Here is a 24619-nt window from a genome sequence, read left to right as displayed (position 1 = left end):
GCGCGGCGGCGAGCGCGCGGCCAGGCGCGCTCAGCCCGCGAGCCTCCGGTGGCTGTCGAGCGCCGCGCGCTGGTCCTCGAGGTCGTCCCCGTAGACGGCCTCGATGGCCTCGGCCGCGAGGCGGTGCTGCCGCTCGGCCGCCTGCTTCGGCTGCATCCCGTACGCCGCGTCGCGGATCAGCACCGTGCAGAACTCGAAGCGGTGCTCCCCCATCCGCGACCAGAGCCGCTGCGCCTCGCCGAAGCGCAGGTGATCCACGAGCGCCGACGCGTCCGGGATCATCCGGGCGAGCACGCGCGTGTCGAACTCCCGCCCCAGCACCGCCGCGGAGATGACCGTCTGCCGCATCCGCGGCTCGAGCCGATCGAGCCGGGCGACGAGCAGGCTGTTCACGGTGCGCGGCGGCATGAACCGGCTCGAGCGCGCGCCCTCGTGCGTCGACCCGTACCGGCCGTCCTCGAGCCAGTACGCGAGGATCTCCTGCGCGAAGAACGGGTTGCCGCCCGCGGTCTGGCCGAGCAGCGACTCGAGCATCGTCGGGAGCGGGCCGCCGAAGAACGGCTCCGCGAGCGCGAGCAGCCGCTCCTTCGGCAGCGGCGCGAGCTCGATGACCTCGGACGGGATGCCGTCGTCGAGCGGGATGCGCACCGCGTCTCCGTCGTCCCCGGGCGCAGGGGGCCGCGCCGAGCAGATCACCGCGAAGGGCAGATCCCGGCAGGCGGCCGCGATCGCGCGCACCGCCTCGAGCGACGTCGGATCGGCCCACTGCGCGTCGTCGAGGTGCACGACCACCGGCTGGAGCGAGCTCTCCGCGACGAGCAGCGCGGCGAGCGCCGCGAGCGCCTCGTCGCGCCGCGGGGCCTCGGCCTCCGCCGCCGCCGGCTCGTCGTCCCGCAGCCGGAGCAGCCGCGCGAGCGCCTCGCGCGACCCTTCGATCCCCGCGCGCACCTCGGTCCAGCTCTCGGGCAGCCGCTCGAGGAGGAGCTGGAGCGCGAGATCGAGCCCGGCTTGCTTGGCGCGCTGGCCGATCTCCGACGAGATCCCGAGGTACTCCTTCAGCGCGAACTCGAACGCGTAGAGCGGGGTCCTCAGCGTCTGGTCGCAGCGGGCCTCGATCCAGAGCAGCGGCCGCATGTCCATGAGCTGCGCGCGCTGGTGGCGGTAGCTGTGCACGAGGTAGCTCTTGCCGATGCCCGCGTCGCCGACGATGTACACGACCCCGGCGGAGCGCCCGGCGAAGATCGGCTCGAGCGCGCGCGTGAGCCGCTCGAGCTCCGCCTCGCGGCCGATGGGGCCGAGGTCGTAGAACTCCTCCTGCACGGCGATGCGCCGCCGCTCGAGCGAGTAGACGAGGATCGGCAGGTCGAACCCGTCGAACCGGAAGATGTTCTCGGTCGACCACTGGTGGCTCGCCTCGCCCGCGAGGAACGCCCGCTCGTCGGCCCAGATCGACGACGGCGCCGCCTTGCGCGCGATCTGCGCGGCGAGGTGGACGGCGCGGCCGATGCAGGCGAACTCGCGGCGGCCCACGGCGCCGAAGAAGCCGACGAGGCAGCGCGCGCGGGTGATGCCCACCGCGAGCCGCTGCACGCCGAGGCCGTTGCTCTTCAGCTCGAGCGCGAAATCGAGGGCGCGATCGTGGTCGCTCTCGTGCGCGACGGGCGCGCCGAAGTAGAAGAGCGCGCCGAAGCCGCGCTCCGTCACGTGCACGCCGGCGAACGTGGCGCCGTACATCGCCGCGATGTCGTGGAGCTGCTGGATGAGCTCCGTCGGGCTCGCGACCCGGTCGAGCGACACCGCGACCGTCGTCACCTCCCGGATCTCGCCCTCGGGCGCGAGATCGCCCGCGCCCGGCGGCAGGAACGCCTCGGCGTCCGCGTCCGTCGGGGTCGACGCGACCGTCAGCGACGGGGGCCCGCTCAGGAGATCGGCGTCGTCGAGCTCCACCGTGCTCTCCCGCGCGCCGACGGCCGGGAGGCGCTCGCGGAAGCTGCGATCGAGGTGGAGCTCGCTGTCGTCGCCGCCGCGGTCGGTCGCCTGGCAGGCCTCGATCGCAGGGCCGTAGAGCAGGTAGTACGCCCGGTCCTCTGCGATGCGCACGATCGTCCAGTGGACCGGGCCCCACGCGAGCCCGATCCTGAACGGCATCTGCGCGCCCCCGGCGCCGAGCGCGCGGCGCGCGGCGAGCTCGAGGAGGCTGCGGCGCATCGCGAGGGCCGCGCTGCGGGCGTGCCGCGTGACGTTGCGCCCCGGCCGGTCGGGGAAGATCGCCGTGAACCCGCCGCCGGGCGCGAACGCCGCGACGAACCCGCCCGACTGGTGCACGGCCTCGAAGAGCGGATCGAACAGCGAGCGCAGCGCGTCCGGATCGATCGCCTGGCGCGCGATCATCTGCTCGGCGAGATCGACCACCGCGGGGAGCGAGACGTGCAGGACGGCCGCGTCGACCGCCCCCGCATACTGCCCTTCGGCATCCTGTTCGAGGATGAAGTCCGGGACGAGCGGGTTCATGACGAAACTGTATCGAGGATCTCCTCCCGACACGAGCGCGGCGCGGGGGCCCTCATGACCCCCCCGACACGCGCCGGGAGACGCGCGGGCAGATGCGCGGGCAGATGCGCCGGGAGGCGCTTTCCGGAGAGCGGCGCAGGGCGTGCGCCGGCGCCGCCGCGTCACCAGCGGCGCGGCGGGGGCGCCGGGGCGCCGTCGACAGGCACCAGGCGGGAGGTGAAGAAGACGCGCACCGTGCCGATCTCGCGCCGCGCGCCCTCGAGCGTGAAGGGGACATTCCGCGTCTCGCCGGCGAGGCGCAGGGTCAGCTCGCCGCGCACGACGCCGGGCGCGCCGGGCGGCGAGGCGCCGTCCCCGGTGGACGCGCGCGCGATCTCGACGACGTAGCTGCCCCTGGGGAGGTTCCGCAGCGCGAGCGACTCGGCGCGCGTGCTCGTCGCGTCGCGCGAGCGCACACCCACGGACCCGAGGGTGGAGCCCATCCAGGAGAGCCGCCGGCCCTGCGCGTCGATGAGCGCGAGGTCGAGATCGGCGCCCCCGCTCCACGCGGCGCTGAGCTGGACGTCGCCCTGAAGGCCGGCGGGCGGCGCCGCGTCCGGCTGGGCGAGGCGCCGGTCGACCTCCGCGCGGATGGCGGACGTCACGTCGAGGCGGAGCTGGCTCGCGAGCTCGCTCATGCCGCCCTCGCCGGCGCACCGGATCGCCGCGGCGACGAGCTGCGCGTCGGCGGGCGCGAGGTCGGCGAGCGCCACCCGGTGCTGGCACGCGAACGCGGGCCGGCCCGCGGCGTCCCAGAGCTCGGCGAGGCGCACCTGGACCGCCCTGTCGCCGGGGCGCACGTCGGCGAGGCCCCCGAGGATGCGCGCCGCGCGGTCGCGATCGCCCTGGCGCGCCGCGAGATCGGCGCGGGCGATCAGCGCGTCGGGGTCGAGCGCGTCGCGCCCGCTCCAGCGCGCTGTCAGCTCCTGGGCCTCGCCGAGGCGGCCGGTCGTGGCGTAGAGCGCGTAGAGGCCCATCGTCCTGTCGCGGCTGTCCGGGGACGCCGCGAGCGCCGCCTCGGCGGCCGCGGTCCTCGCTGCGCTCTCGGGCGCGAGCGTGTTCGTCGCGTCGAAGCTCACGTGGCGATCGAAGACCCGGCGCATCGGGATCAGCCGCTGCGGCGGCGGCTCCCAGGCGGACGGCGGGGCGGCCGTGGCCGCCGGCCTCGGCGCGCCGACGTCCGCCGGCGCCTCGGCGACCTCCGCCGGCAGCTCTCTGTCGAGGGACGGCGACGGAGGCGCGCTCGGGCGCGCGGCCTTCGGCGCTGGCCGCGGCGCCTGGCTCGCCCGGCGGGGGAGCGCGTCCATGCTGGACCGGCCGCCTCCGCCGAACCCCGAGCCGGAGACCCCGAGGTCCTCCGCGGATTTCAACCGTTCCCCCTTCGACTTCGCCCTGGCGTCCAGGGCCTCCGCCTCGACGTCGTCGCCGAACGCGTGCGCGCTCTCCGCGGCGTCGTCGGGCTCCCCGGCGGCGCTCGCGCTGACGCGCTCGGCCTGCTCCTCGCCCGTGAAGGCCGAGGCGAGGCCGCCCCGCTCGAGGCCGAACGCCTTGAACATGGCCTCGCTCTCCAGGACGAGCAGCGACGTGAACCGGCTCGCCACGGAGAAGCGCCGCGACAGCTCGATGATCGCGGGCTTCTGCGCGTCGCCGCCGGTCTCCTCGAGCTCCGCGATCTTCGCCGCGGCGTAGAGGCGCGGGACGAAGGCGTTGCCCGCGCCCGCGCCGGCGGAGATGGTGACGGGATAGGTCTGCTCGAAGCGCTCGCCCGAGACGCGGCCGCGGAGGCGGATCTCGCCGGTGACGTCGGCGCCGGAGCTCATCCGCGCCACGACGAACGCCTCGCCGCCCGCGCGGATCGGGTCGAGCCGCGCCGGCGTGACCTGGGTGAGGCCCGGCGGCAGCTCGATCTCCGGATCGCGCAGCACGAGGCCGTAGGCCGCGCCGAGGACCGACTGCGCCGCGCTCGCGACGCGCTGGCCGGGCACGTAGGGGACCATCACGCCGCCCCCGCCGCGCGCGAGCGCCCGGAGCGACGTCGCGTCCGCGTCGCTCCCGAGCGCCACCGCGACGACGGCGGCGCCGTCCGCCGGGATCGCGCCGCGCACCGCGGCCTCGAGGTGCGCGGGGCGCGTCGGCCCGACCGAGGGCGTGCCGTCGCCGAGGTAGATGATCCGGAGCTCCTTGCCCTGGAGAGGGCCGGCGGCCGCGCGCGCCGCGATCATCGCCGCGGCGAGATCGCTGCCGCCGTCGGGCTCGATGCGGCCGAGGAACCGCTCGACCTCGTCCGCCGACGCGGCGCCGGGCGCCATGGGCCGCGCGGCGCCGCCCTCGCCGAGCGTGCGGCAGAGCGTGTCGCACGCGAGCACGACGACCTCGTCGCGCCGGTCCATCTCGCGGACGATCGACGAGGCGAGCCGCGTCGCGCGGGCGAAGCGCTCGCCGATCATCGACCGGCTCGAGTCGACGACGATCGCGTGGCGCCGCGACGTCGCCTGCTCCCAGCGGGGGAGCCGGGGCCGGAGCGCGATCGCGACGTAGGGCGAGGTGTCGGTCGCGATGGCGCGCGCCGCGGCGAGCGAGGCCTCGTGCTCCGCGCTGTCGCCTGCCGCCGCGCCGGCCGGCCTGCGCGGCGGAGAGGTCGCCGCCTTCGGCTCCGGCGCCGGCGCCGCGGCGGGGGGCATCCGGTAGGCCCACGCCGTGACCGGGCGATCGCGATCGGGGAGCGCGTACTCGACCGTGAGATCGCCGGCCGGCGTGAACCCCTGCGCGCGCAGCGTGCGCCGGTCGGCGGCGCCCTCGGCCGGCGCCGGGGCGAGCTCGTAGCCGCGCGTGGCGACGCCGAGCTCCCGGTCGTGGCCGAGCACCTGGAGGTCGAGCGAGAAGTCGCCGATGGTCGTCGTGCCGCTCTGGTCGTGCGCGAGCGGGTAGGTGAAGCGCCGGACGCCGCCCGCCTGCTCGACGAGCTGCGTGTAGGTGAGCACGACGCGGCGCGCGCCGCGCTTCGGGATGGGGAAGATGCGCAGCTCGAACCGGCCGCCGCGCTGCCACTCGAGCAGCGCGGGGTCGCGCCACGGGCCGGGGACCCAGACGATCTCCTCGCGCGGCTTCGGCGCCTTCGGGGCGGCGTTCTGGAGGACGCCGCGCCAGATCGCGGCCCCGCGATCGCGGTCGACGAACGCGCCCTCGACGAGCTTGCCGTCGACCTCGAGCGCGAGCCGCTCGATCTGCGCGCCCGGCGGGAGCGGGAAGCGGAAGATGCCCTCGAGCTCCTCGTCGGTGTCGTTGGCGAAGGTCTCGTCGATCTCGGTCCTGGCGACGACGTCGACGATCCGCACCTTGACCGCGTGCCTGGCGAGGCGCACGGCCCGCTCCTTCTCCTGCGTTGCGCCCGGCCTGCGCGCCCTGAGCTCGCCGAGGCCGCGCAGCGCCGGGGCGTCGGCCTCCTCGGCGGACCTGTCGCTCCACGAGAGCGAATCGGCGAGCGACGTGGCGCTCGCGACCCGCGGCGCCGCGCCCCTCTCGAGCGTGGCCTCCTCGCCGGCGCGCACCTCGACGGGCTCGCCCTGCTCGCCGGTGACGCGCACGGCGCCGCGGGCGACCTCGACGGAGGCGCGCCCGGCGCTCGCGGTGACCGCGAGCTTCGTCCCGAGCACCTCGATCGCGCCGTGGGGCACCTCGATGCGCGCCGGCGGCGCGCCGCCGGCCGGGACGACGTCGAGGACGACGGCGCCCTCGTCGACCCGCGCGCGGCGGGCGTCGCCGGCGCCGATCCACACGCGCGAGCCGCGGTCGATCGCCAGGGCGGAGCCGTCCTTGAGCGCGACGTGCGCGCGCGTCCGGTTGTCGGTGCGCAGGGTCGCGCCCGCGGGCAGCTCCGCGCCCGGGGCGAGCGGCGCGCACGCGCCGGCGGCGTCGCACGCCTCGAGGCCGCCGGACCTGTCGGCCGAGGCGCGCGACACCGAGGCGACCTTGCCGGACCAGGGCGCGCTGACCGCCGCCGTGTCGGCGGGGCCGACCTCGCCGCCGCGCAGAACGACGACCCCGGCGACGGCCGCTGCGGCCGCGAGGAGGGCGGCGGCGATGGCCGGGCGCCGCCCGGAGAGCGGGCTCCGCGCGCGGCGCGGCGACGGCGCGGCGCGGCCTGTGTCGCCTGGGCTGGCGGAGCGCGGCCCGTCGACGCCCGTGTCGGCCGGCGCCGTCCCGGTGCGGGCGTCGCTCAAGCCAGCGCCGGTGCGGGCGCCTGCCATCGCATCTCCCGCGCCCGCCTCGCTGCTGCGCGCGTCCATCCGGTCGCCGCCGTCGCGCGCGCCGGGCACCACCCGGAGGGCGGCGCCGCCCGACGCGCCCTCCGGCGGGCGCGCCGCCTCGATCCGCCGGAGCAGCGCCTCGGCGAAGTCGTCCGCGGGCCGGAAGTCCGCGCCCGCCGCCGCCGCGGCCTCCGCGGCCCGCGCCGCGTCGTGCCGGAGGTCGCGGCACGCGTCGCAGCCGGCGATGTGCTCGTACAGCGACGGCCGCGCCGTCCCCTCGACCACCTCCGCGAGCTGCTCCTCGACCTCGCCGCAAAGCCCAGCCGAACCCGTCCCTGTCGCGCTCATCGCCCTCACTCCTCGCCCAGCTCGGCCCTGAGCCGCCCGAGCGCGCGGCTGACGCGCTTGCGCGCCGTCGCCTCGTCGATCCCGCACGCGATGGCCACCTCCTTGAAAGAGAGGCCCGCCTCGAACCGCAGCACCACCGCCTCGCGCTCGCTCGGCTTGAGCCGCGCGAGGGCCGCGCGGGCGCGCTCGGCCCGCTCCCGCTCCAGCGCGATCTCGCTCGCGTCGGGCCGCGGCCGGGTGTCGTGCACGAGGCGCAGCCGCGCCTCCCGACGCGCCTTGAGCTCCGCGTGGCGCCCGCAGATCCGCCGCGCGATCCCGAAGAGCCAGGCCCGCACGCTCCCGTCGGCGCGGTACTGGGGGAACGCGTCGAGCGCCGCGAGCAGCGTCTCCTGCACGAGCTCCTCGCTCTCGGCCTGCGACCCCGTGAACGCCATGCACAGCCGGCCGAGCGGCATGGCGTACGCCTTGGCGCACCGCGACAGCGCTTCGCGGAAGTCGCCTGCCCCGATCAGCCCCTCGATCGCCCGCGCCTCGTCGGCCCGCGCGTCGCCCCCCGCCCGCGCGTCGTCCGCCGTCCGCGCGTCGTCCCCCGACCTCGCGAGCGCTAACCCCGCTGCCATCGCTGCCTCATCGCCGGCCATGTGTCCGCGTCCCCCGATTTCGTGACCGGATTTCTTCTTCGCCCCCCGCCCCCCGGCGGACTCCGGTGCCCGATCCCACAGTACAGGCCGGTCCGACCTTTGCCTTTTGCAATGCGATCCCAGCCGCACCAGAATCGGCAGTCGCCTCAGGAGCCGCGCCCATGAATGAGACAAGCCCGTCTGTGCTCGCGAAGGCCCCCGCGCCCGGAGACGCCGGACCGAGAGCGCCCGTTGACACCTCGCGTGTGAAGCGATGGAGACGGTCGCTCGCGTTCGCCCTCGCCCTGTCCGTCGCGGGCGCGCTCTCGTCGCCCGCGGCGCGCGCGCAGGACGCGCCGGAAGAGGAAGCGGAAGCCGAGGAGGCGGAGGCCGAGGCCCCGCCGCCCGCCTCGAAGGCGCGCCGGAAGGTGATCCCGGCGCGCGCCGACGTGGGCGTGAAGGACCGCAAGGCGGCCCCCGCGGACGCGGATCAGAAGAGGGGGCCGACCGAGAAGGAGAAGGGCAAGGCCGAGCGCCCGGTCGAGGAGCGCGCCGCGCGCGGCGTGGCGGTCATCGAGCGCGGCGGGCAGGTGCTCGGGCTCGGCGCGGTGCTCGCGGGCGACGGGCGCATCCTCACGGCGCTCTCGCCGCTCGGCGCGGGCAACGATCTGTCGGCGCGCCTCGCCGACGGGACCACCGTGCGGGTGAAGCTCGGTCACCACGACCGCGTGTGGGACCTCGCGCTGCTCGTGCCGCAGACCGGCCGGTGGGCCGAGGGGCTCACCGCCTCGTCGCGCGATCCGGTGCGCGAGGACGCGCAGATCCGCTCGTTCTCGGCGGCGCGCGGCAAGGTCGCTGCCGTCCCGCTCGTCCTGCGGTCGCGCAAGACGCTGATCGGCGGCGACGACCGGCCGCTCGACGACGCGCTCGAGCTCGGGTCGCGCGTCTCGCCGCTCGACCTCGGCGCGCCGATCATCGACGAGGACGGCCGGGTCGTCGCGATCCTCGGCCGCGGCTGCGCCCCGAACGAGGGCAAGCCCTGCACGCCGGTCGCCTTCGGCGCGCCGATCGGCGCGATCCGGACGTTCCTTCGCGCGGTGCCGCCGACGGCGGTCCAGCCGGCGGCGTGGCTCGGGATCCAGGGGGTGAGCGAGGCCACGCCGGTCGCCAAGGGGGTCCGGGTCACGGTGGTCCACCCCGAGAGCCCCGCGGACGAGGCCCGCTTGCAGGGCGGCGATCGCGCCACGAGCGACATGATCCTCGCCGTCGACGGCGTGCCCGTCACCAGCCCCGAGGCGCTCGCCGACGCGATCCGCACGCACGCGGTCGGCGAGAAGGTCCCGCTGCTCCTTCTCAGCGGCGGGAAGTACCGGCAGGTCGCGGTGCAGCTGCGCGCCGCGCCGGATCCGAAGGCCGCCGCGGCGAAGAAGCCCGCGCGCGAGGCCGAGCTCCCGCCGCCGAGCTCGAGCGGTAAAGCCACGGAAGAGTACCGCAAGTAAGCGAAAAATGTGGGGGCCCGCGCGGGGATTCTATAAGCTCGGCGACCGGGCGCGATCCGGTTGACACTCCGTCAACCAAACCTCCAGGATCGGCCTGAGCGGCTCGTCTGGCGCGCTCGCGGTTCTCATACAGCCCTGCGCCTCGCGCGGGGCCTTCGATCGGGTGATCCGTGTCCCAAACGTTTCGAATCGAGGTGGCCGGCGAGACGAACGTCGGGCGCAAGCGCAACCACAACGAGGACAACTTCGGCATCATGGTGGAGTACGGCCTCTTCATGGTCGCCGATGGGATGGGGGGGCATGCGTCCGGCGAGGTCGCGTCGAAGATGGCTGTCGACGCGATGCAGGACTTCTTCGCGCAGACGCAGGACGACCCGGAGCGGACCTGGCCCTACAAGATGGACCGGTCCAAGGGCTATGAAGAGAACCGGCTGATCACGGGCATCAAGCTCGCGAACCTGCGTATCTACGAGACGGCGCAGCGCGAGGCGAAGAAGCGGGGGATGGGGACGACGTTCGTCGGCATCTTCACGGCGAACGATGGCGTCTACGTCGCGCACGTCGGCGACAGCCGCGTCTACCGCTTCCGCGAGGGCCGGCTCGAGATGCTCACCGAGGACCACTCGCTGCTCAACGACTACATCAAGATGAAGCGCCTCACGCCGGAGGAGATCGCGAACTTCCCGCACAAGAACGTGATCGTGCGCGCGCTCGGCATGAAGGACACCGTCAAGGTCGACACCCGCTTCGAGGTGCCGCAGCTGAACGACCTCTACGTGCTCTGCTCGGACGGGCTCTCCGGTCCGGTGAGCGACCACGAGATGGCCCAGATCCTGTCGGACCACCAGGACATCCAGGTCGCGACCTCGAAGCTGATCGAGCGCGCGAACGAGAACGGCGGCCCCGACAACGTGACCTGCGTCCTCGTCCGCTGGACACAGTGAGCGACGGGCACCCGCTTCGGAGACGGGCCCACCTCGACGTTTTCGGTGCTCGGCGTACCGGAGTACGCCTGCGCGCCGAAAACGCCGATCTGGGCCCGTCTCCTGTGCGGGTGACCGCCGCTCGGCGACCGCCGCTCCTGGGGGAGCGCCGCTTCCGAGAGAGCACCGCTCCTGCGTGATCGCCGCTCAGGGGAGGGCGCCGCCGCTCCAGGGGACCAGGACGAGGAAGACGAAGGCGATGAGCGCGAGCATGAACAGGCTCGTCATCAGGTAGGTCGATCGCGGCGAGCGCGCGGTGCTCCAGCCGTCGCCGTAGAACTTTCCACGCGAGCGCGTGCGGATCCGCTGCTGCACGCCGCGGAGCAGGCTCGGCGGGGTCGCGGGGGGCGCACGCATGGCGCCGCGGACCAGCTCGCGCAGATCGACCTCGTCGACGAGCGGCAGGTCGCCGTCGTCGGGCAGGTCGCCGTCGTCGGGCAGATCGCCGTCGTCGGGCAGATCGCGCGGCGGCGCGGCGGCGTCGCGCGGCGGCGCGGCGGCGTCGCGCGGCGGCGCGGCGGCGTCGCGCGAGGGCGCGGCGGCGTCGCGCGGTCGATCCTGGGGCGGCGTCGTGGGACGGCTGCCGCTCTCCACGCCGGATGCGGCCGGGTCCTCGGCTTGCCCCGCGCGCCTGGGGTCGTCCGATCCGCTCATTTCCCGCCCCTCACCTTCTCGCCCATCACCTTCTCGACAAGCGCGCGGAGCTGCCCGCGCGCGCGATGGATGCGGCTCTTCACCGTCCCGTCCGGCAGCCCCGTCACGGAGGCGATCTCCTCGTAGGACATGTCCTCGACGTCGCGCAGGATCAGCGCCTCCCGGAACTCGGGATCGAGCTGCCCGATCGCGCGCTTCACGACCGCCTCGAGCTGCATCCCCTCCACGAGCTCGTCGGGGCGGCTCACGTCGCCGACGCTCACGCCCTTGGCGGCCGACAGCGGCACCCGCTCGACCATGGCGTCGACGTCGTCCTGGGCGCCGGCGTGGCGGCGCGAGAGGTACTTCGTCCGGTTCTTACAGAGATTCACGGCGATGCGGTAGATCCAGGTCGAGAGCTTCGACTCGCCGCGGAACTGATCGATCGCCTTGAAGACCTGCACGAAGACTTCCTGGGACAGGTCCTCGGCCTCGTCACGCCGGCCGAGCATGCGGTAGACGAGCGCGAACACGCGGCGCTCGTACATGACGACGAGCTCGTTGAACGCGTTCTCGTCGCGCGCGACGAGCCGCGCGATGAACTGGGCCTCGGCCGCGTCGAGCTCCCGCTCGGGCTCGACGTCCACGCGGATCGGAGCGCCGCGCCCGCGGTCCCCGTCGGCGCGGATCGGAGCGCCGCGCCCGCGGTCCCCGTCAGCGCGGATCGGAGCGCCGCGCCCGCGGTCCGCATCTGCATGGGCCGGTACGCCGCGCTCGCGGTCGTCCCCTTCATCGCTCGCCACGCCGTCCGGTCCTCCAGGATGCAGGGCCTCGCCCCCGCCGCGCGGCAGGCGCAGAGCCCTCGGTGAGACCACGGTAAACAACCCCGGCGCGACCGCGCCAGACAATAGCGAGCCGGCAGCGGCGCACGCCGCGGCCGCGACGCGGCGCGACCGCGCCGGTCGCCCCCCTGTGCGCTCGATGGAGACCGCCCGCCACGATCCCTCTCAGAGAGCGCGGGCGCTCGTTGGTTCCGGCGCGTGGATTCGAACCACGATTAGGGGATTCAAAGTCCCCCGTCCTGCCCTTGAACGACGCCGGAGTGCCGCGGGATCGGAGCTGACCGCCGCGCGGCGCGCACCTTAGCGCGAGTCGCGCTCGATGGCACCCGTCCATGAGCCGGGTCCGCGGCTCGGGTAGCGGATGCCGCGCGCGGTGTCCGGATCGGAACGACCTCGCCGCAGGCGGAACTGCCCGCGCTCTCGGCGACCCCCGGGCACCGGCTTCGCGCCGGCCGCCGGAGCCTTCCCCGCGCGGTGGAGCGGCGACGCGGGCGCGCCGGCGCCCCCGGCCGAGGCCGCGCCCTCGAGCGTGGACGTCGTCTGGGCCGCGGCGGCGGGATGGCCGGCGGCGCCGGCGGGGAGGGCCGCGCCGGCGGGGAGGGCCGCGCCGGCGGGGACGCCGGCGGCGGGACGGCCGGCGGGGGCGGGGAGACCGGCGCGGCCGGGGAGGGCCGCGGCGTGCTCCGGGACTGGGTGGGCGGCCTGGGCGGCGGCCGCCGCGACGCCCTGGGCCACGCCGCGGTGCGCCGCCGGCGGGGCCGCGGCCGCCGCGGGCGCGCGCGCGGGGCCGAGCGCGTTCAGCACCGAGAGGCCCAGCGCGAGCACGACGGCCGCGCTGCCGGCCGCCAGCGAGACAGCGCTCCGGGAAGCGCGGGCGCGCCGCGCGAGCCGCGACAAGGTGCCCGACGCCCGCCCGCGCGCCGCCTGCGCCGCGTCGCGCGCCAGCCCGGGCTGCGCGGCGCCGGGCCTCGGGGCCCCGGCGCTCGGGAGTGTGTCGGGCGCCGACGACGGGATCGCCGGAAAGCAGGACGGGATCTCGAGGGAGATCGGCGGCGCGAGGGGCTCGTGCTGCGCTGCGGGCTCGGCGGGCGGGAACGGGCCGAGCGCGAAGAGGTCCGCGCCCTGGCCGCCGGCCCCCGCGGGGCCGCCCTGGTGGACGCGGGGCGCGACGGACCTGAGGTCGTCGGGCGTCAGCGCGAAGCTGAGCGGGCCGGTGGACTCGGGCCCCTCGCCCGCGGCGGAGACGGCGGGCGCCTCGTCGCGCGGGGGCGGCTGGGAGATCGTCCAGCCGAGCGCCTTCACCTCGCCGGCGGGCGTCCAGCACTCGAGGCCCTCGCGCCACACGCGCGTGCTGTGCGGGAGCTCTCCGACCTCGAGCGCGCGCCACAGCGCGACCGTGCTCATCGCCTCGAGCCAGTCGCCGTGGTCGACACACCAGGGCCTCGACTCCGTCGGCTCGTCCACGCTGCCGGTGTCCGAGCTGAACGGCATCGTGGGGGCGCTGCAGAGGCTGAGCTGCCCCTGCTTCCGCCCCTCCACGCCGCTCGGCGCCGGCACCCCGTCGCAAAGCCCCTCCACCTTGTACGCCGCGCTCGGGCCCATCGCTGTCTCCCTCGCGAGCCGCGGCGATCCCTCCGAAACTTCCGGGTGCACCACCGCTGCTCTCGTGCGTCGGTAGCGGATGCTGGCGCGGTGGGCCAAGAAAGTGCCGGGCCGGCGCCGGACGCCGAGCCCGGCCGGCGGGCGCGTTTGCTGCGGTGGCCGCGTCGGCTGCGGTGGCCGCGTCGGCTGCGGCGGGCGCGTCGGCTGCGGCGGGCGCGTCGGCTGCGGCGGGCGCGTCGGCTGCGGTGGTCGCGTCGGCTGCGGCGGGCGCGTCGGCTGCGCGAGCGGCGACCCGGCGTCGTGCTGCGCGGGCTGCGCCGCAGGCCGGGCCTGCGCTCAGAGGTCGGTGTAATTGTCGGAGAAGATCGCGCGCTGCCCGAGGAAGCTGATCTCGAGCATGCCGCCGATGTCCGTCTCGCCGGTCGAGCGCCGGATCACGCTGAGCGCCGGCATCAGCCGGATGAGACCGCGGTACTTCGTCCCTTCCGGCGCGCGCGTCAGCGTCACGTGGACCGGCGCGCGCACGTTGATGCCCACGTCGGCGGGCGCCTCGTCGTTGAGCGCGACGGCGACCCGCGCGCCGATCGCCGCGCGGAACGTGGCGTCGGCCACCTTGTCGACGAGCCCGGCGTGCGCCGCGATCGTGAGCTCCTGGCTCTTCACCGGCGCGCCGAGCACCTCGCGTCGGCAGCGGTTCGCCGGGGCGTGCTCCGTGGACTGGGTGACCGGATCGACGCCGCGCACGACGTCGCCGACGGGCTCGCACCACTCGAGCGTGTCGGTCGACGCGGTCCAGCGCGAGTCGAACGCGATCTGCCCCTCGAGGGTCGGCGCGAGCCTCTTCCCGCCCTCGCCGACGTAGACCGCCGCCGCGCCGACGCTCCAGGGCACGGCGATGAGCTCGCGCGGCACGAACGTGGGCGGCAGGCTCTCGTCGCGCCGCTCGGGGCCGGGGCCGAGGTAGCTGAACCGCGTGCGGCCGACCTTGCCGCCGACGTAGAGGATCAGCGGCGGATGTGCCGAGCTGCCCTCGCCCTCGAAGTCGAGCCGCGCGAACGACGCGGACAGGCGCAGGCTGCCGATGGGCCCCTGGGCCGTCTCGTCGGCGCCCGAGAGGCCGATCAGCGTGGCCAGCCCGTTCTCGGTCGCCACCTCGGCGTCGATCACGGCGCTCACGTCCCAGGCCGTCGGATCGGTCACCTCGCCGAACCCGGCCAGCACACCGAAGCCGACCCGCGCGAGCGCCGCGCCGCCGGAGGCGCCCGTGACCTCGGCTGGGACGAGATAGACGAGCTCGCGGCCCGTGGCCGCCGGCGAGATGGGGGCGTCTGCGGCGGGCGCAATCGGGGCAATCGGAGCACCCGGAGCGTTCGAAGCGCCCGGCGCGACCGGCAGGATGGCGCGGCCCGGCGGCGCGGGCGCTGGCGCGCCGGCGTCGGGCGGCGGGGCGACGGGCGGAGCGGGCGCGGCGGCGGGCGGGACGGGCGCGGTGGGGGCGGGCGGGACGGGCGCGGCGGGCGGAGGGCCCGGCGGCGCGGGATCCGAAGGCGGCGGCGCGCTCTGGGCGAGCGCGGGCGCGGCCAGCGAGAGCGAGAGCAGCGCGGCGGTGGGCAGGAGCAGCAGCGATCGTGTCATGGCGTCACCGTGAACTTGAAGGTGAGGTGCTCGGCGCCGTTCGACGTGTCGTATTCCGCGCGCGTGCTCTGGTTCGTCTTGGGGTCGATGGCGAAGATCTGGAACTTGCCGCTGCCGTTCCGGACCCTGAAGCGGAACACGTAGTTGCCGGGCTCCAGATCGAACTCGGGAAACACCGTGTTGCGGATCGAGAACGGCCTCACGCCAGCCGGATCCGCGTCCGGTGGGGGGTCCTCGAACAGGTAGCCGACCGCGCTGAGGTGGTACTCGTCGCTGTGGAGCTTGAGCTTGATCCTCTTCATGGGCGAGATCGATCCTCTCACACGCGCGCGGCACGGTACAGCGGCGGAGCGGCCCGCGACGCCCTCACCACGGGATCGGACGTCGCTGCTGGAATGACCCGCTGGTCGGGGCGTCGCCGGGCAGCGCCGCCGTTCCGGCGCGCTCGGCCGGCGTCCTCGGAGCGAGCGCCGCGGGCGATGCTCAGATGGCTTTGCCCCTGGCGTTGATCTTAACCGGTTAATTCAGGGAGCGTTGCTCCACCAGCTCGCTTCACGCGGAGGGGTCGATCCCGGCCGCCGAGCACACCCAGGGGCGCCACGCGAATCCCCGGCGAGCCTCTTGCCCTCCGGCGCGGCGGCCGCCACGCTCGCCGCATGAGCCGCCGCTTCAACACGGCCGGTCCCTGCCGCCCGGACCATTTCCCCGCGTCCGTCGTCCTCTGCGGCCTGCGGGACGTGCGGGACTGCAAGGCACACAGCGCGCATGGCAGCGGGAGGCCATCGAGCTCAAGGTCTGGCGGGCCGGCGAGAAAGACCCGCTGCCGAAGGCGCTCACCCAGCTCGACGCGTACCTCGACAGGCTATCTCTCGACACAGGCGTGGCCGTGATCTTCGACCGGCGCCCCGGCGCAGATCCCGAGTCGTGCACCCGCTTCGAGGAGGCGCTCACCCCGTCGGGCCGCCGGGTCACCGTCCTCCGCGCCTGACGAGGGCTGACGGAAAGACACCTCCCGCCGCATCGCCAGGCCGCGGCGGGCGCCGGGCGCGCGCGCCGTCACCGCCGCACGACGAACATGGCCGCGAAGTACCCGTCCGTGCCGTGCACGTGCGGCAGCAGCCGGAACGCATCGCCGCCGGCCGCGAGCTCCCGCGCGATCTCCACGTCGAACGGCGCCGGCTCCAGGCGGACGCCGAGGTCGTCGTCCGCCGGGGCCGCGAGCCGCGCCGCCACGGCCTCGCACTCCTCGCGCAGCACGCTGCACACGGCGAACACGAGCCGGCCGCCGTCCCGGGCCCGCGTCGCGGCGCGGCGCGCGATCGCGACCTGCAGGTCGGCGAGGCGCGGGAGGTCGTCCGCCTCGCGCCGGAGCGCGATCTCGGGGCGCCGCCGCAGCGTGCCGACCCCGGAGCAGGGGGCGTCGACGAGCACCCGGTCGTACCCTTCGGGGACGTCGCCCGCGCCCACCGTCCAGTCGACGGCGTACGTCTCCCGGACGAACGCCGCCGCCCGCTCCAGCCCGCCGCCGGCGCCCGCCGGCGCGTCGCCGGCCAGCGCATCGCCCGGAAGCGCGCCGGCCTCCGCGCCCGCGCTCTCCGAGCTCGCCGGCGGCGCGCTCAGCGCCGCGCGGAGCTGCGAGAGCTTCGCGGGGTACAGATCCGCCGCGTCCACCGCGCCGCCGGGGAGCACCGCGCGCGACAGGAGCCACGACTTGTTGCCCCGGCCGGCGCACGCGTCGAGCACCCGCTCGCCGGGCCGCGCGCCGAGCGCGAGCGCGAGCGCCTGCGCGCCCTCCTCCTGGCCGATCCACGCGGCGCCGAAGCCGGGCAGCCGCCGGAGGTCGCCCGCGCCGCGCGCGACGATCGCGCGCGGCGAGACGCGGCCCGCCTCGAAGGTCGCGGAGGGCGCGGCGGCCCGCAGCGCCTCGAGCCAGGCGTCGCGGTCCTCGCCGGGCGCGAGGCACAGGCCGGTCGGCGGCGGCACCGGGCCGGCCGACAGGAAGGCCTCGGCCGAGGCGCGGCCGAGCGAGCGGCGCAGGGCGCCCCGGAGCCACCCCGGCGCCGACGCCACGACGGCGTCCGTGAGCGGCGGGCGGCCGCCGGACTCCACCGAGGCCGCGAGCTTGCGCAGCACCGCGTTCGCGAACGCGCCGACGCGCGGACCGCCCGCCGCCTGGGCGCCGTCCACCGCCTCCGAGACGGCCGCGAACGGCGGGACCCGGTCGAGGAAGCAGAGCGAGTACGCGCCCATGAGCACGTGGGCGCGCACGAGCGGGTCGGTTGTCCAGCGGCCCTTCGTCGCGAGCTCGGCGATGCGCGCCTCGAGCGCCCCCTGCGCGCGAAGGACGCCGTAGACGAGCTCGGTCGTCAGGCCGACATCCCGCGGGTCCAGGGCCGGCGCGCGGCGCAGCTCGGCGTCGAGGGCCGCCGAGGCGAACGCGTCCGAGCCCCACACCCGCGCGAGAACGCGGGCCGCGACGGCGCGCGGCGCGCTCTCCCGCGGCCGCGGCGCGGCGCCGCCCGTGGGGCCGCCCGCGCCGCCGCTGGCGCCGCCCGCGCCACCCGTGGCGCCGCCTGCGCCACCCGTGGCGCCGCCTGCGCCGCCCCTGCCGCCCTTCGCCCGGTCAGCCAACGAGCTCCTTGAATTGCCCCTGGATCACATCCCAGCGGCGCTCGACGTCGTTCTTGAAGGCGATGCCCATCAGGCCGATGAGCACCATCAGCCCGACGAGGCTCGCGATCTCGCGGACGCGCAGCGGCAGCGGGCGCCGCAGCACGGCCTCGAACGTGAAGAACAGGAGGTGTCCGCCGTCGAGCACGGGAATGGGCAGCAGGTTGATGAGCCCAAGGTTGATCGAGATCACCGCCATCGCCCAGACGAAATAGCTGACCCCCTTCGCGCCCTCCTCGCCGATCACGTCGTACACCGTGATGGGGCCGCCCAGCGTGGAGATGCTGACCTTGCCCTCCATGATGCGGACGATCCCGACAACGATGAACCGGATGACGTCGTACGTCTCGTCGATCGCGCTCTCCAGCGCGAACTTGAAGGCGGACGGGCTGTCGACGTAAGGCTCGGCCACCATGGGCGACCAGTTCGTGGCGCGCAGGTAAAAGCGCGGGCGGTGCTGGCCGTACTCGTCGATCCAGTCCTCGCGGCGGAGCTCGATGGTGCCGCTCTTGCGCTGGCCCGACCGCTGCCACGTGATGACGTGCGGCCGGTCGGGCGCCGCGAACAGCAGCTCCACGAACGTCGACCAGGCGGTGACCTCGACGCCGTCGACCTCGGTGATGCGATCGCCCGGCCGGAGCTCGGCGTCCCACTCGGCCGAGCCCTCGGGCACCTCGGCGACGTAGAGATCCGCCGGCTCGATGCCCGTCCGCGCGAGCAGGTCGCCGTTGCCCGTCTCCGGGGTCAGCGCGGCGACGCCCGACTCGTAGACGGCGAGCTCGGCCAGCCCGCCGAGCGCGCGCGACACCGGGATCGGCCGCAGGTACGTGACCGGCACCGTGGCGCCGCGGCTCTCCTCGAGCGCTTGCTCCAGGTCGGCGAACGTCTTCACCGGCGTGCCGCGCACCTCCGTCACCACGTCGAACGTGCGCAGACCGGCGCGGAACGCGGGGGAGTCGGGCCGCGAGACGCCGACCACGGCGGCGGGGCGGCTCGGCTTGATGCCGATCTCGCCCACCCGGTCGACGATCTCGAGCGGCTTGTGGACGAGCTTCTCCTCCGGGACGACCGTGACCTCGACGTGCTCCTTGTTGCGGAACACCTTGAGCCGGAGCTCCTGGTTCGGGCTCTTGGCCACGATGCGGTGGAGCTCGGCGAAGGTGCTGACGCGCTCGCCGTCCACCTCGAGGATGCGATCGCCCGGGACGAGGCGGCCCTCGGCCGGGTGCCCCGGGAGGACGACGCCGACCGTCGGCGGCACGAAGCGGGTCTCGCCGATGAAGACCGCGAAGTAGAGGAGCACCGGGAAGAGCACGTTCATCGCCGGGCCGGCCATGACGATGATCACGCGCTTCCAGAGCGCCTGGGACTCGAAGGTGCGCTTTCGATCCTCGGGGAGCACCGCCTCCTGCCGGTTCTCCTCGAGCATCTTCACGAAGCCGCCGAGGGGCAGGAGGGCGATGCAGTACTCCGTCTCACGGCCCCGCAGGCGCAGCACCCGGGGGCCGAAGCCGATCGAGAAGGTGAGGACCTTCACGCCGAAGATCTTCGCGCACACGAAGTGGCCGAGCTCGTGCACGAAGATGAGCACGGAGCAGAGCAGCGCGAAATACAGGAGGTCCACGGCGGGGCCTGTCTTTACGCGAGGCCGGGCGCGGTGGCCACTGGCCACTGCGCCGATCGGCGACGGGCCCGGTGACGCGCTCGGGCGAGCGGCAGCGTCGGCTCGCTGCCCGCTCGGGTGAGCGCAGCGTCGGCTCGCTGCCCGCTCGGGTGAGCGCAGCGTCGGCTCGCTGCCCGCTCAGGTGAGCGGCGGCATCGGCCGGCCGCCGTCCGCGCCGTTCGCGCGGGCGCGCGCCCGGAGGACCCGATGCCGGGCGCGGCGGAGCTCCAGCGCGGCGTCGTCCTCGTCGTGGAAGCGGTCCTCGAGCGCGGCCAGGAGCTCGTCCGACCATGGCTTGCCCTCGGACGCCTCCAGCGCCTCCAGCAGCAGGCGCGCCCGCGCGCGCCGCTCGGTCTCGGCGCGGTAGCGCTTCCGCTGCACGAGCAGCGCCGTCACCCAGATCGCGAGCGCGACGGCGATCGCGCCGAGGATCCACGGGATCGCGCGGACGAGCTGCGCCCCCTCGTCCGCCAGGTCGCCGACGCGCGAGAGCATCGACTCGCCCTGCGGCCCGCCGCTCCGCTGCTGCACCTCCGTGAGCGCGTCGTTCGCGCCGGCCACCATCTCGCGGCCGATGACCCGCGCCGTGGCGCCCAGCGCGCGCTGGAAATCCTCGCTGCCGAGCAGCGCGGTCATCCCCGGCCCCAGGTCCTCCGCGATCACCACCTGGAGCGCCGGGCCGAGCTGCTCCCGCAGCGCGGACGACATCGCCGGGCCGAGGTCGGCCTCGTCCAGGCTCTCCCGGAGCTGCCTGACGCTCGCCTCCACGAGCGATCCCGTCATGCGCTGGAGGTCGCGCCGGCTCTCCTCGCCGAGCGCTCCGTTCATCGCGCTCCGCACGACGCCGCGCATGTACTCCGCGGTGAGCTCGTTGACGCGCGCGGCGCGGTCCGCCTCGCTCAGCGAGGCGAGCGTCCCGTCGATCAGCCCGGCGACGAGCTGCCGCTGCGCGGCCCGCACGTCGGCGCTCGCGAGGAGGCGCTCGATGCGCCGCTGGGTCTCGGCCTCCTCCAGCTTGCCGAGCCCCTCGTCGATCGCCGCCGGCGTCTGGACGCGGGCCACCTCCTCGTCCACCGAGGTGATCCGCGTCGGCAGCGCGCACCCGCCGGCGCCGAGCAGCAGGGCCGCTGCGGCCGCGAGCCTCAGGAGATCTCCGGGACGAGCGCGTCGCACACGCATGCGAGAGCGCTTTGCATCCGCGGTGCCTCCCGCCCGGCCCATCGCGCAGCGCCCGGGTGAGCCCGGCGCGCCGTGCGCAGGAGCCCACAAAGCACGGCAATTCCGCCTCGTGGCGAAATGTCACAGAGCGCAGAAGTGGGTCAGTGGCCGTCCTGGGCCGCGTGGCCAGCGGTTCCGTGTTATCTCACGATGGAAATCGGTCGGGCGCCGCGCCCGGGCCGCGCGCCGAGCGCACGCCTCGGGCGCGGACGACTCCGGCGCGGACGTTCCCCTGGCCGGTTCTCGCGATGTGCCCTGATACGAACTGCGAGGTCTCATCATGAAGCACACGATTGAGCACGACCTGAACGACGGCGAGGCGAAGGTGGCGACCGAGCGAGCGATCGCGCAGTACCGGCAACGTTATGCCGAGTACGAGCCCTTCCTCGTGTGGCGCGACGAGAAGCGCGCGGAGCTCGGCTTCTCTGTGAAGGGGGTCAAGCTGAAAGGCAGCATGGAGCTCCGCCCCGGCGCCGTGGACGTCGATCTCGACGTGCCGTTCCTCCTGCGCCCCTTCAAGGGCGTCGCGCTCGCGGCCATCGACAAGGAGGTCCGCCACTTCATCGAAGAGGCGCACAAGGAACGCGCCCAGGGCGGAGGCAAAGCCACCTGACGAGCGGGCTCTTCCGGCGTGGACAGCCGCGCCGCACCGCGCTATGTTCCTGCAACACAGTATCAACTTCGCCGGCCGAAGCGCGCCCCGCAGCGTGGCTCACTCAAGTGCTCGGCCGGCAGAGGGCTGCCTCGCCGCGCATTGACCTCCAGCCGATGTCCAGCCGACATCGCGTGGAGGGCCAGGTCGTCGATGCGTCGTGGACGCGTCGTGGACGACGGTGCGTGGATGTCAGGCCCCCGCTCGGGGCGCCCCGTCACGGGGCGAGCGGCCTCACGGCGGTCAGCTTCTCCGAGGCGAGCACGACGTGGATCGCCGTGATGCGCCCGTGCGCGTCGATGTCGCAGCGCAGGACGTAGCGCGGCGCCGCGCCGGGCAGGCCGGGCACGCGCTCGATGACGATCGCGGGGAGGCCGTTGACCAGGCGGAGCTCGTGGCCGAGCGCGCCGCCGCCCTCCCATCGCAGCAGGCCGGCGAACAGCCGCGCGGCCCGGTTCGCCCCGACGACGATCCGGCGCGCCGCCTTGAACTCGCCGTTCGCGTCGTTGACGACGCGGACGTCCTCGCTGAGCAGCGCCTCGATCGCGGAGACGTCCTGCGTCGCCAGCGTCTGCAGGAAGCGCACGAGCGCCGCGCCCGACCGCTCGACGAGCTCGGGCGAGGGGCGGCAGCGCTCGCGGTCGTACGGCTCGAGGGCGCGGCGGGCGCGGTGGTGCGTCGTCTTCACGCTGGCCTCGGACAGGCCGAGCGCGTCGGCGGTCTCCTGCACCGAGTAGTCGAAGACGTCGCGGAGCAGGAGCACGGCGCGCTGCTGCGGGGTGAGCGCCTCGAGCGCGATGAGGAAGGCGAACGACGCGCTCTCCAGGAGATCGTAGCGGCCCTCGGTGCCGTCCCTGCCCGGGATCTCGAACGACGGCGGCTCGGGCTCGGTCTCGATGGGCGAGGGGAGCCACGGGCCGTCGTAGGCGCGGCGCTTGCGGCGCCGGAGGGCGTCGCGGCCGAGGTTGAGCGCGACGCGCGCGAGCCACGGGCGGACGGGCTCGTCCGTGCGCGCGGGCGGGTGCTCCAGCGCGCGCACGAACGTCTCCTGCACGATGTCGTCCGCGTCGGCGGCGCTGCCGGTGAGCCGGTACGACAGCGCCCAGAGGAATCGCTCGTGCTCGCGGTAGCTCGCGGCGAGGAAGCCCGCGAGGGGCGGCGCCGGCGCGGCGGGCGCCGCGCGCGGGGCGGAGGAGGCCGTGGAGGGGGAGCCCGCGGAGCGCATGGAGTGCCCGGGTAACCCCGTCACGCCGCGCGGTCGAGCGCCCGGCGCGCGGTCCGCGCCAGCAGGGCGCCGGCGGCGTCGCGCGCGCTGGCGAGGCTCGCGTCGGCCAGCATGCCCGTCGGGCCGACCCAGTCGCCCGCGAGGAAGAGCCCCTCGATCTCCGGGACGCGGACGCCCGGGCGCCCCGCGGCGCCGCCCCCCTCGGCGGCGACGACGGCGTTCGAGACGACGAGCGAGGGGAGGAAGCGGCGCTCGACGATCGCGCCGCGGTATCCCGGCTGCGCGCGGTCGAGCAGGTCCTCGAGCTCGCGCTCGGGGTCGCGGCCGGCGAGCTCGGGGCCGTACTGGACGGCGTGGAACACGGCGCCGCCCTCGGGGGCGAGGCGCGCGGACGCCGAGTGGAGCGCCAGGTAGAGGGGCCGGTCGACGCCGAGCACGACGCGGAGCTGCGGGCGGGGGACGCTCGACAGCGCGAGGTCGAGGCACGCGGCGCGGACCGGGACGGCGCGCTCGGCGTACGCGGCGAGGGCCGGGCTCCCGGGCACGAGCGAGGCCGCGGCGCGCGGGCTCGCGGCGACGACGACGGCGCCGGCGCCGAGGCGGTCGCCGTCCGCGAGCTCGACGAAGGAGACGGCGCCGCCCTCGACGGCGATCTGCTTCGCGCGCACGCCGGTGAGGAGCTGCACGCCGGCCGCCGCGGCGGCGTCGCGCAGGCCGTCGACGAGGGTCTGCCAGCCGCCGTCGAGGTAGAGCACGCCCTGGCTGAACGCGAGCTGGATCTGGGCGAGCGCCGCGCCGGCGCTCTGGCGGTCGGCGTCGGCGCAGTAGGTCGTCAGCCGGACGAGCGTGCCGACGAGGCGGCGCACCTCGGGGGTCCGGAAGGCGTCGCGGAGCCAGGTCGAGACGGGGACCGACGCGAGCGGCGCGGGGCGCATCGCCGCGAGGCTGCCGAGGACGCGGATCATCTCGATCTTGGCGGCGACGCCGAGGAGGCCCGTCGTGAGGAGCGAGAGGGCGCCGGAGGGCATCGTGTGAAGGGCGCCGCGGTCGAGCGCGAGCGCGCCCGACGCGGGCGGCGGGGCGCCGGTGAAGCGGACGCCGAGCTCGCGGAGCACCTCCTCGGCGGCGCTCCCGCGGTAGAGCGCGTGGGCGCCGAGGTTGAGCGAGAAGCCGTGGCTCTGCTGCGTGACGGCGCGGCCGCCCGGCGCGTGCGCCTTCTCGACGAGGGCGACGGACCGCCCCGCCCGGCCCAGGTACGTCGCCGCGGCGAGCCCCGCGAGGCCGCCGCCGATCACCACCACGTCTTTTGTAGTGCTCATCACATGTCCCCTTTCCTGGCGGTACCACGATCGGGGGCCCGGAAAGGTTACGTGCGCCCTGTCGATTTTTCGGAGCGGGCGCCGAGGGCCGGACGGAACGGAGCAGGAGAGGAGGAGAGGAGGGAGGGGGAGGGGAGGAGGAGAACGGCGCGGCGGCGTTCCGGTGGCGCGGACGAGCGGCTGGCGCGGGCGACCGGCGCGCCGGCGTTCAGGTGGCGCGGACGAGCGGCGTGTCGACGAGGTGCTCGGACAGGAACCACACCTGCATCTCGTGGGTGCGGAGGACATCGCTCATGAGCAGGTCGGCGGTGCCGTCGTCGTGGTTGCCGGTGGTGAGCTTCACCGCCTCGCGCGTCTCCCGGAGGATGACCTCGTGCGCGTCGAGCAGGCGCGAGAGCTGGGCGGGCACCTGCTCGCGGCCGCGGGGGGGCCGCTCGACCTTCGTCATCTCGGCGACGTCGTGCGCCATGGCGATCGCGACGCCGCCGAGCATCTGCACCCGCTCGCCGAGCAGGTCGATCAGCGCGGTTTGCTCCTTGAAGTGCTTGTCGAAGAGCAGGTGGAGCTGGAAGAAGGTCGCCCCGGAGACCTGCCAGTGGTGCTTCTTGTACATGTCGCGCAGGACGATCGTGTCCGACAGGATCTGATTGAGCACCTTGATGCTCTCCGCGCGCGCCTTCGCGTCGAGCGCCAGCGGATATTCCACGAGCGTCCCGAAAGGCTGGATCTCCTTGCCTCGCTGGCGGAGGACGGGCTGGGCCTCCAGCGTCCGCGCTTCTCCGTCCCTGCCACGCTGCCGCTGCCGGCCCCTTGCTGCCATGATCCCCTCCGCGTCGATCGGTTCATTGCGTATCTAGAGCCTGAGCCCGCTCCGTCCATGGCCGCACGTCCGGCGTCGCGCCGCGCGCGGCCG

Annotated in this window: 17 protein-coding genes and 1 tRNA gene; 3 read left to right on the top strand and 15 right to left on the bottom strand. The window is 75.3% G+C overall.

Features of this window, described 5'->3' with window-relative positions:
• Nucleotides 1–30: 30 nt before the first annotated feature.
• The 3 genes from WMF24_RS40665 to WMF24_RS40655 form a co-directional block, all read right to left on the bottom strand.
• Nucleotides 31–2511, bottom strand: a complete 2481-nt coding sequence (locus WMF24_RS40665) for an AAA family ATPase (protein WP_437732846.1) — start codon at nucleotides 2509–2511, stop codon at nucleotides 31–33.
• Between the two features lie 161 nt (nucleotides 2512–2672).
• Nucleotides 2673–7145, bottom strand: a complete 4473-nt coding sequence (locus WMF24_RS40660) for a VIT domain-containing protein (RefSeq protein ID WP_437732845.1) — start codon at nucleotides 7143–7145, stop codon at nucleotides 2673–2675.
• A 5-nt stretch (nucleotides 7146–7150) separates the two neighbouring features.
• Nucleotides 7151–7765: an RNA polymerase sigma factor gene (locus WMF24_RS40655; protein ID WP_437732844.1), complete on the bottom strand. Its 615-nt coding sequence runs from the start codon at nucleotides 7763–7765 to the stop codon at nucleotides 7151–7153.
• Nucleotides 7766–8031: 266 nt separating this feature from the next.
• On the opposite strand from WMF24_RS40655, the gene WMF24_RS40650 reads away from it, so the two are divergent.
• Nucleotides 8032–9264, top strand: a complete 1233-nt coding sequence (locus WMF24_RS40650; protein WP_437732843.1) for a S1C family serine protease — start codon at nucleotides 8032–8034, stop codon at nucleotides 9262–9264.
• A 170-nt stretch (nucleotides 9265–9434) separates the two neighbouring features.
• Complete coding sequence (locus tag WMF24_RS40645; protein WP_061612734.1) at nucleotides 9435–10208, top strand: Stp1/IreP family PP2C-type Ser/Thr phosphatase; 774 nt, start codon at nucleotides 9435–9437, stop codon at nucleotides 10206–10208.
• Between the two features lie 186 nt (nucleotides 10209–10394).
• On the opposite strand, the gene WMF24_RS40640 is transcribed toward WMF24_RS40645, so the two are convergent.
• The 9 genes from WMF24_RS40640 to WMF24_RS40600 all read right to left on the bottom strand — a co-directional run bounded on the left by WMF24_RS40640 (nucleotide 10395) and on the right by WMF24_RS40600 (nucleotide 20471).
• Entirely contained in the window at nucleotides 10395–10901 is a 507-nt protein-coding gene (locus tag WMF24_RS40640; protein ID WP_437732842.1) for a hypothetical protein, read from the bottom strand.
• Nucleotides 10898–11527 carry a sigma-70 family RNA polymerase sigma factor gene (locus WMF24_RS40635; protein WP_437732841.1) on the bottom strand — a complete coding sequence of 210 codons (630 nt, stop codon included), beginning with the start codon at nucleotides 11525–11527 and terminating at the stop codon, nucleotides 10898–10900. Before WMF24_RS40635 ends, WMF24_RS40640 begins: the two co-directional genes overlap by 4 nt.
• Nucleotides 11528–11908: 381 nt before the next feature.
• Nucleotides 11909–11982: transfer RNA gene (locus tag WMF24_RS40630), tRNA-Gln, on the bottom strand.
• A gap of 40 nt (nucleotides 11983–12022) precedes the next feature.
• Nucleotides 12023–13324, bottom strand: coding sequence for a hypothetical protein (locus tag WMF24_RS40625; protein WP_437732840.1), 1302 nt, complete (start codon nucleotides 13322–13324; stop codon nucleotides 12023–12025).
• A gap of 336 nt (nucleotides 13325–13660) precedes the next feature.
• Entirely contained in the window at nucleotides 13661–14959 is a 1299-nt protein-coding gene (locus tag WMF24_RS40620) for a hypothetical protein (protein WP_437732839.1), read from the bottom strand.
• Nucleotides 14956–15261, bottom strand: coding sequence for a hypothetical protein (locus tag WMF24_RS40615; protein WP_437732838.1), 306 nt, complete (start codon nucleotides 15259–15261; stop codon nucleotides 14956–14958). Before WMF24_RS40615 ends, WMF24_RS40620 begins: the two co-directional genes overlap by 4 nt.
• A gap of 754 nt (nucleotides 15262–16015) precedes the next feature.
• Entirely contained in the window at nucleotides 16016–17590 is a 1575-nt protein-coding gene (locus WMF24_RS40610) for an RsmB/NOP family class I SAM-dependent RNA methyltransferase (protein ID WP_437732837.1), read from the bottom strand.
• Nucleotides 17583–19253, bottom strand: a complete 1671-nt coding sequence (gene rseP / locus WMF24_RS40605) for an RIP metalloprotease RseP (RefSeq protein ID WP_437732836.1) — start codon at nucleotides 19251–19253, stop codon at nucleotides 17583–17585. Before rseP ends, WMF24_RS40610 begins: the two co-directional genes overlap by 8 nt.
• Nucleotides 19254–19430: 177 nt before the next feature.
• Entirely contained in the window at nucleotides 19431–20471 is a 1041-nt protein-coding gene (locus tag WMF24_RS40600; RefSeq protein ID WP_437732835.1) for a hypothetical protein, read from the bottom strand.
• Nucleotides 20472–20790: 319 nt separating this feature from the next.
• Between WMF24_RS40600 and WMF24_RS40595 the strand changes: the two genes are divergently transcribed.
• The gene (locus WMF24_RS40595) at nucleotides 20791–21123 is read left to right on the top strand and encodes a polyhydroxyalkanoic acid system family protein (protein WP_437732834.1); all 333 of its coding nucleotides are present in this window, start codon (nucleotides 20791–20793) and stop codon (nucleotides 21121–21123) included.
• A 256-nt stretch (nucleotides 21124–21379) separates the two neighbouring features.
• On the opposite strand, the gene WMF24_RS40590 is transcribed toward WMF24_RS40595, so the two are convergent.
• The 3 genes from WMF24_RS40590 to WMF24_RS40580 form a co-directional block, all read right to left on the bottom strand.
• Nucleotides 21380–22387 carry a sigma-70 family RNA polymerase sigma factor gene (locus tag WMF24_RS40590; protein ID WP_437732833.1) on the bottom strand — a complete coding sequence of 336 codons (1008 nt, stop codon included), beginning with the start codon at nucleotides 22385–22387 and terminating at the stop codon, nucleotides 21380–21382.
• 20 nt (nucleotides 22388–22407) lie between these two features.
• Entirely contained in the window at nucleotides 22408–23706 is a 1299-nt protein-coding gene (locus WMF24_RS40585) for a phytoene desaturase family protein (RefSeq protein ID WP_437732832.1), read from the bottom strand.
• Between the two features lie 208 nt (nucleotides 23707–23914).
• A complete protein-coding gene (locus WMF24_RS40580) occupies nucleotides 23915–24526 on the bottom strand; it encodes a Dps family protein (RefSeq protein ID WP_437732831.1) in 612 nt (203 codons plus the stop codon).
• Nucleotides 24527–24619: the final 93 nt, after the last annotated feature.

Origin of the sequence: Sorangium sp. So ce1335 (genome assembly GCF_051521615.1) — a bacterium.
GTDB lineage: Bacteria > Myxococcota_A > Polyangia > Polyangiales > Polyangiaceae > Sorangium.
The sequence above is the reverse complement of the archived record's forward strand: the minus strand, read 5'-3'. Positions and strand labels throughout refer to the sequence as shown.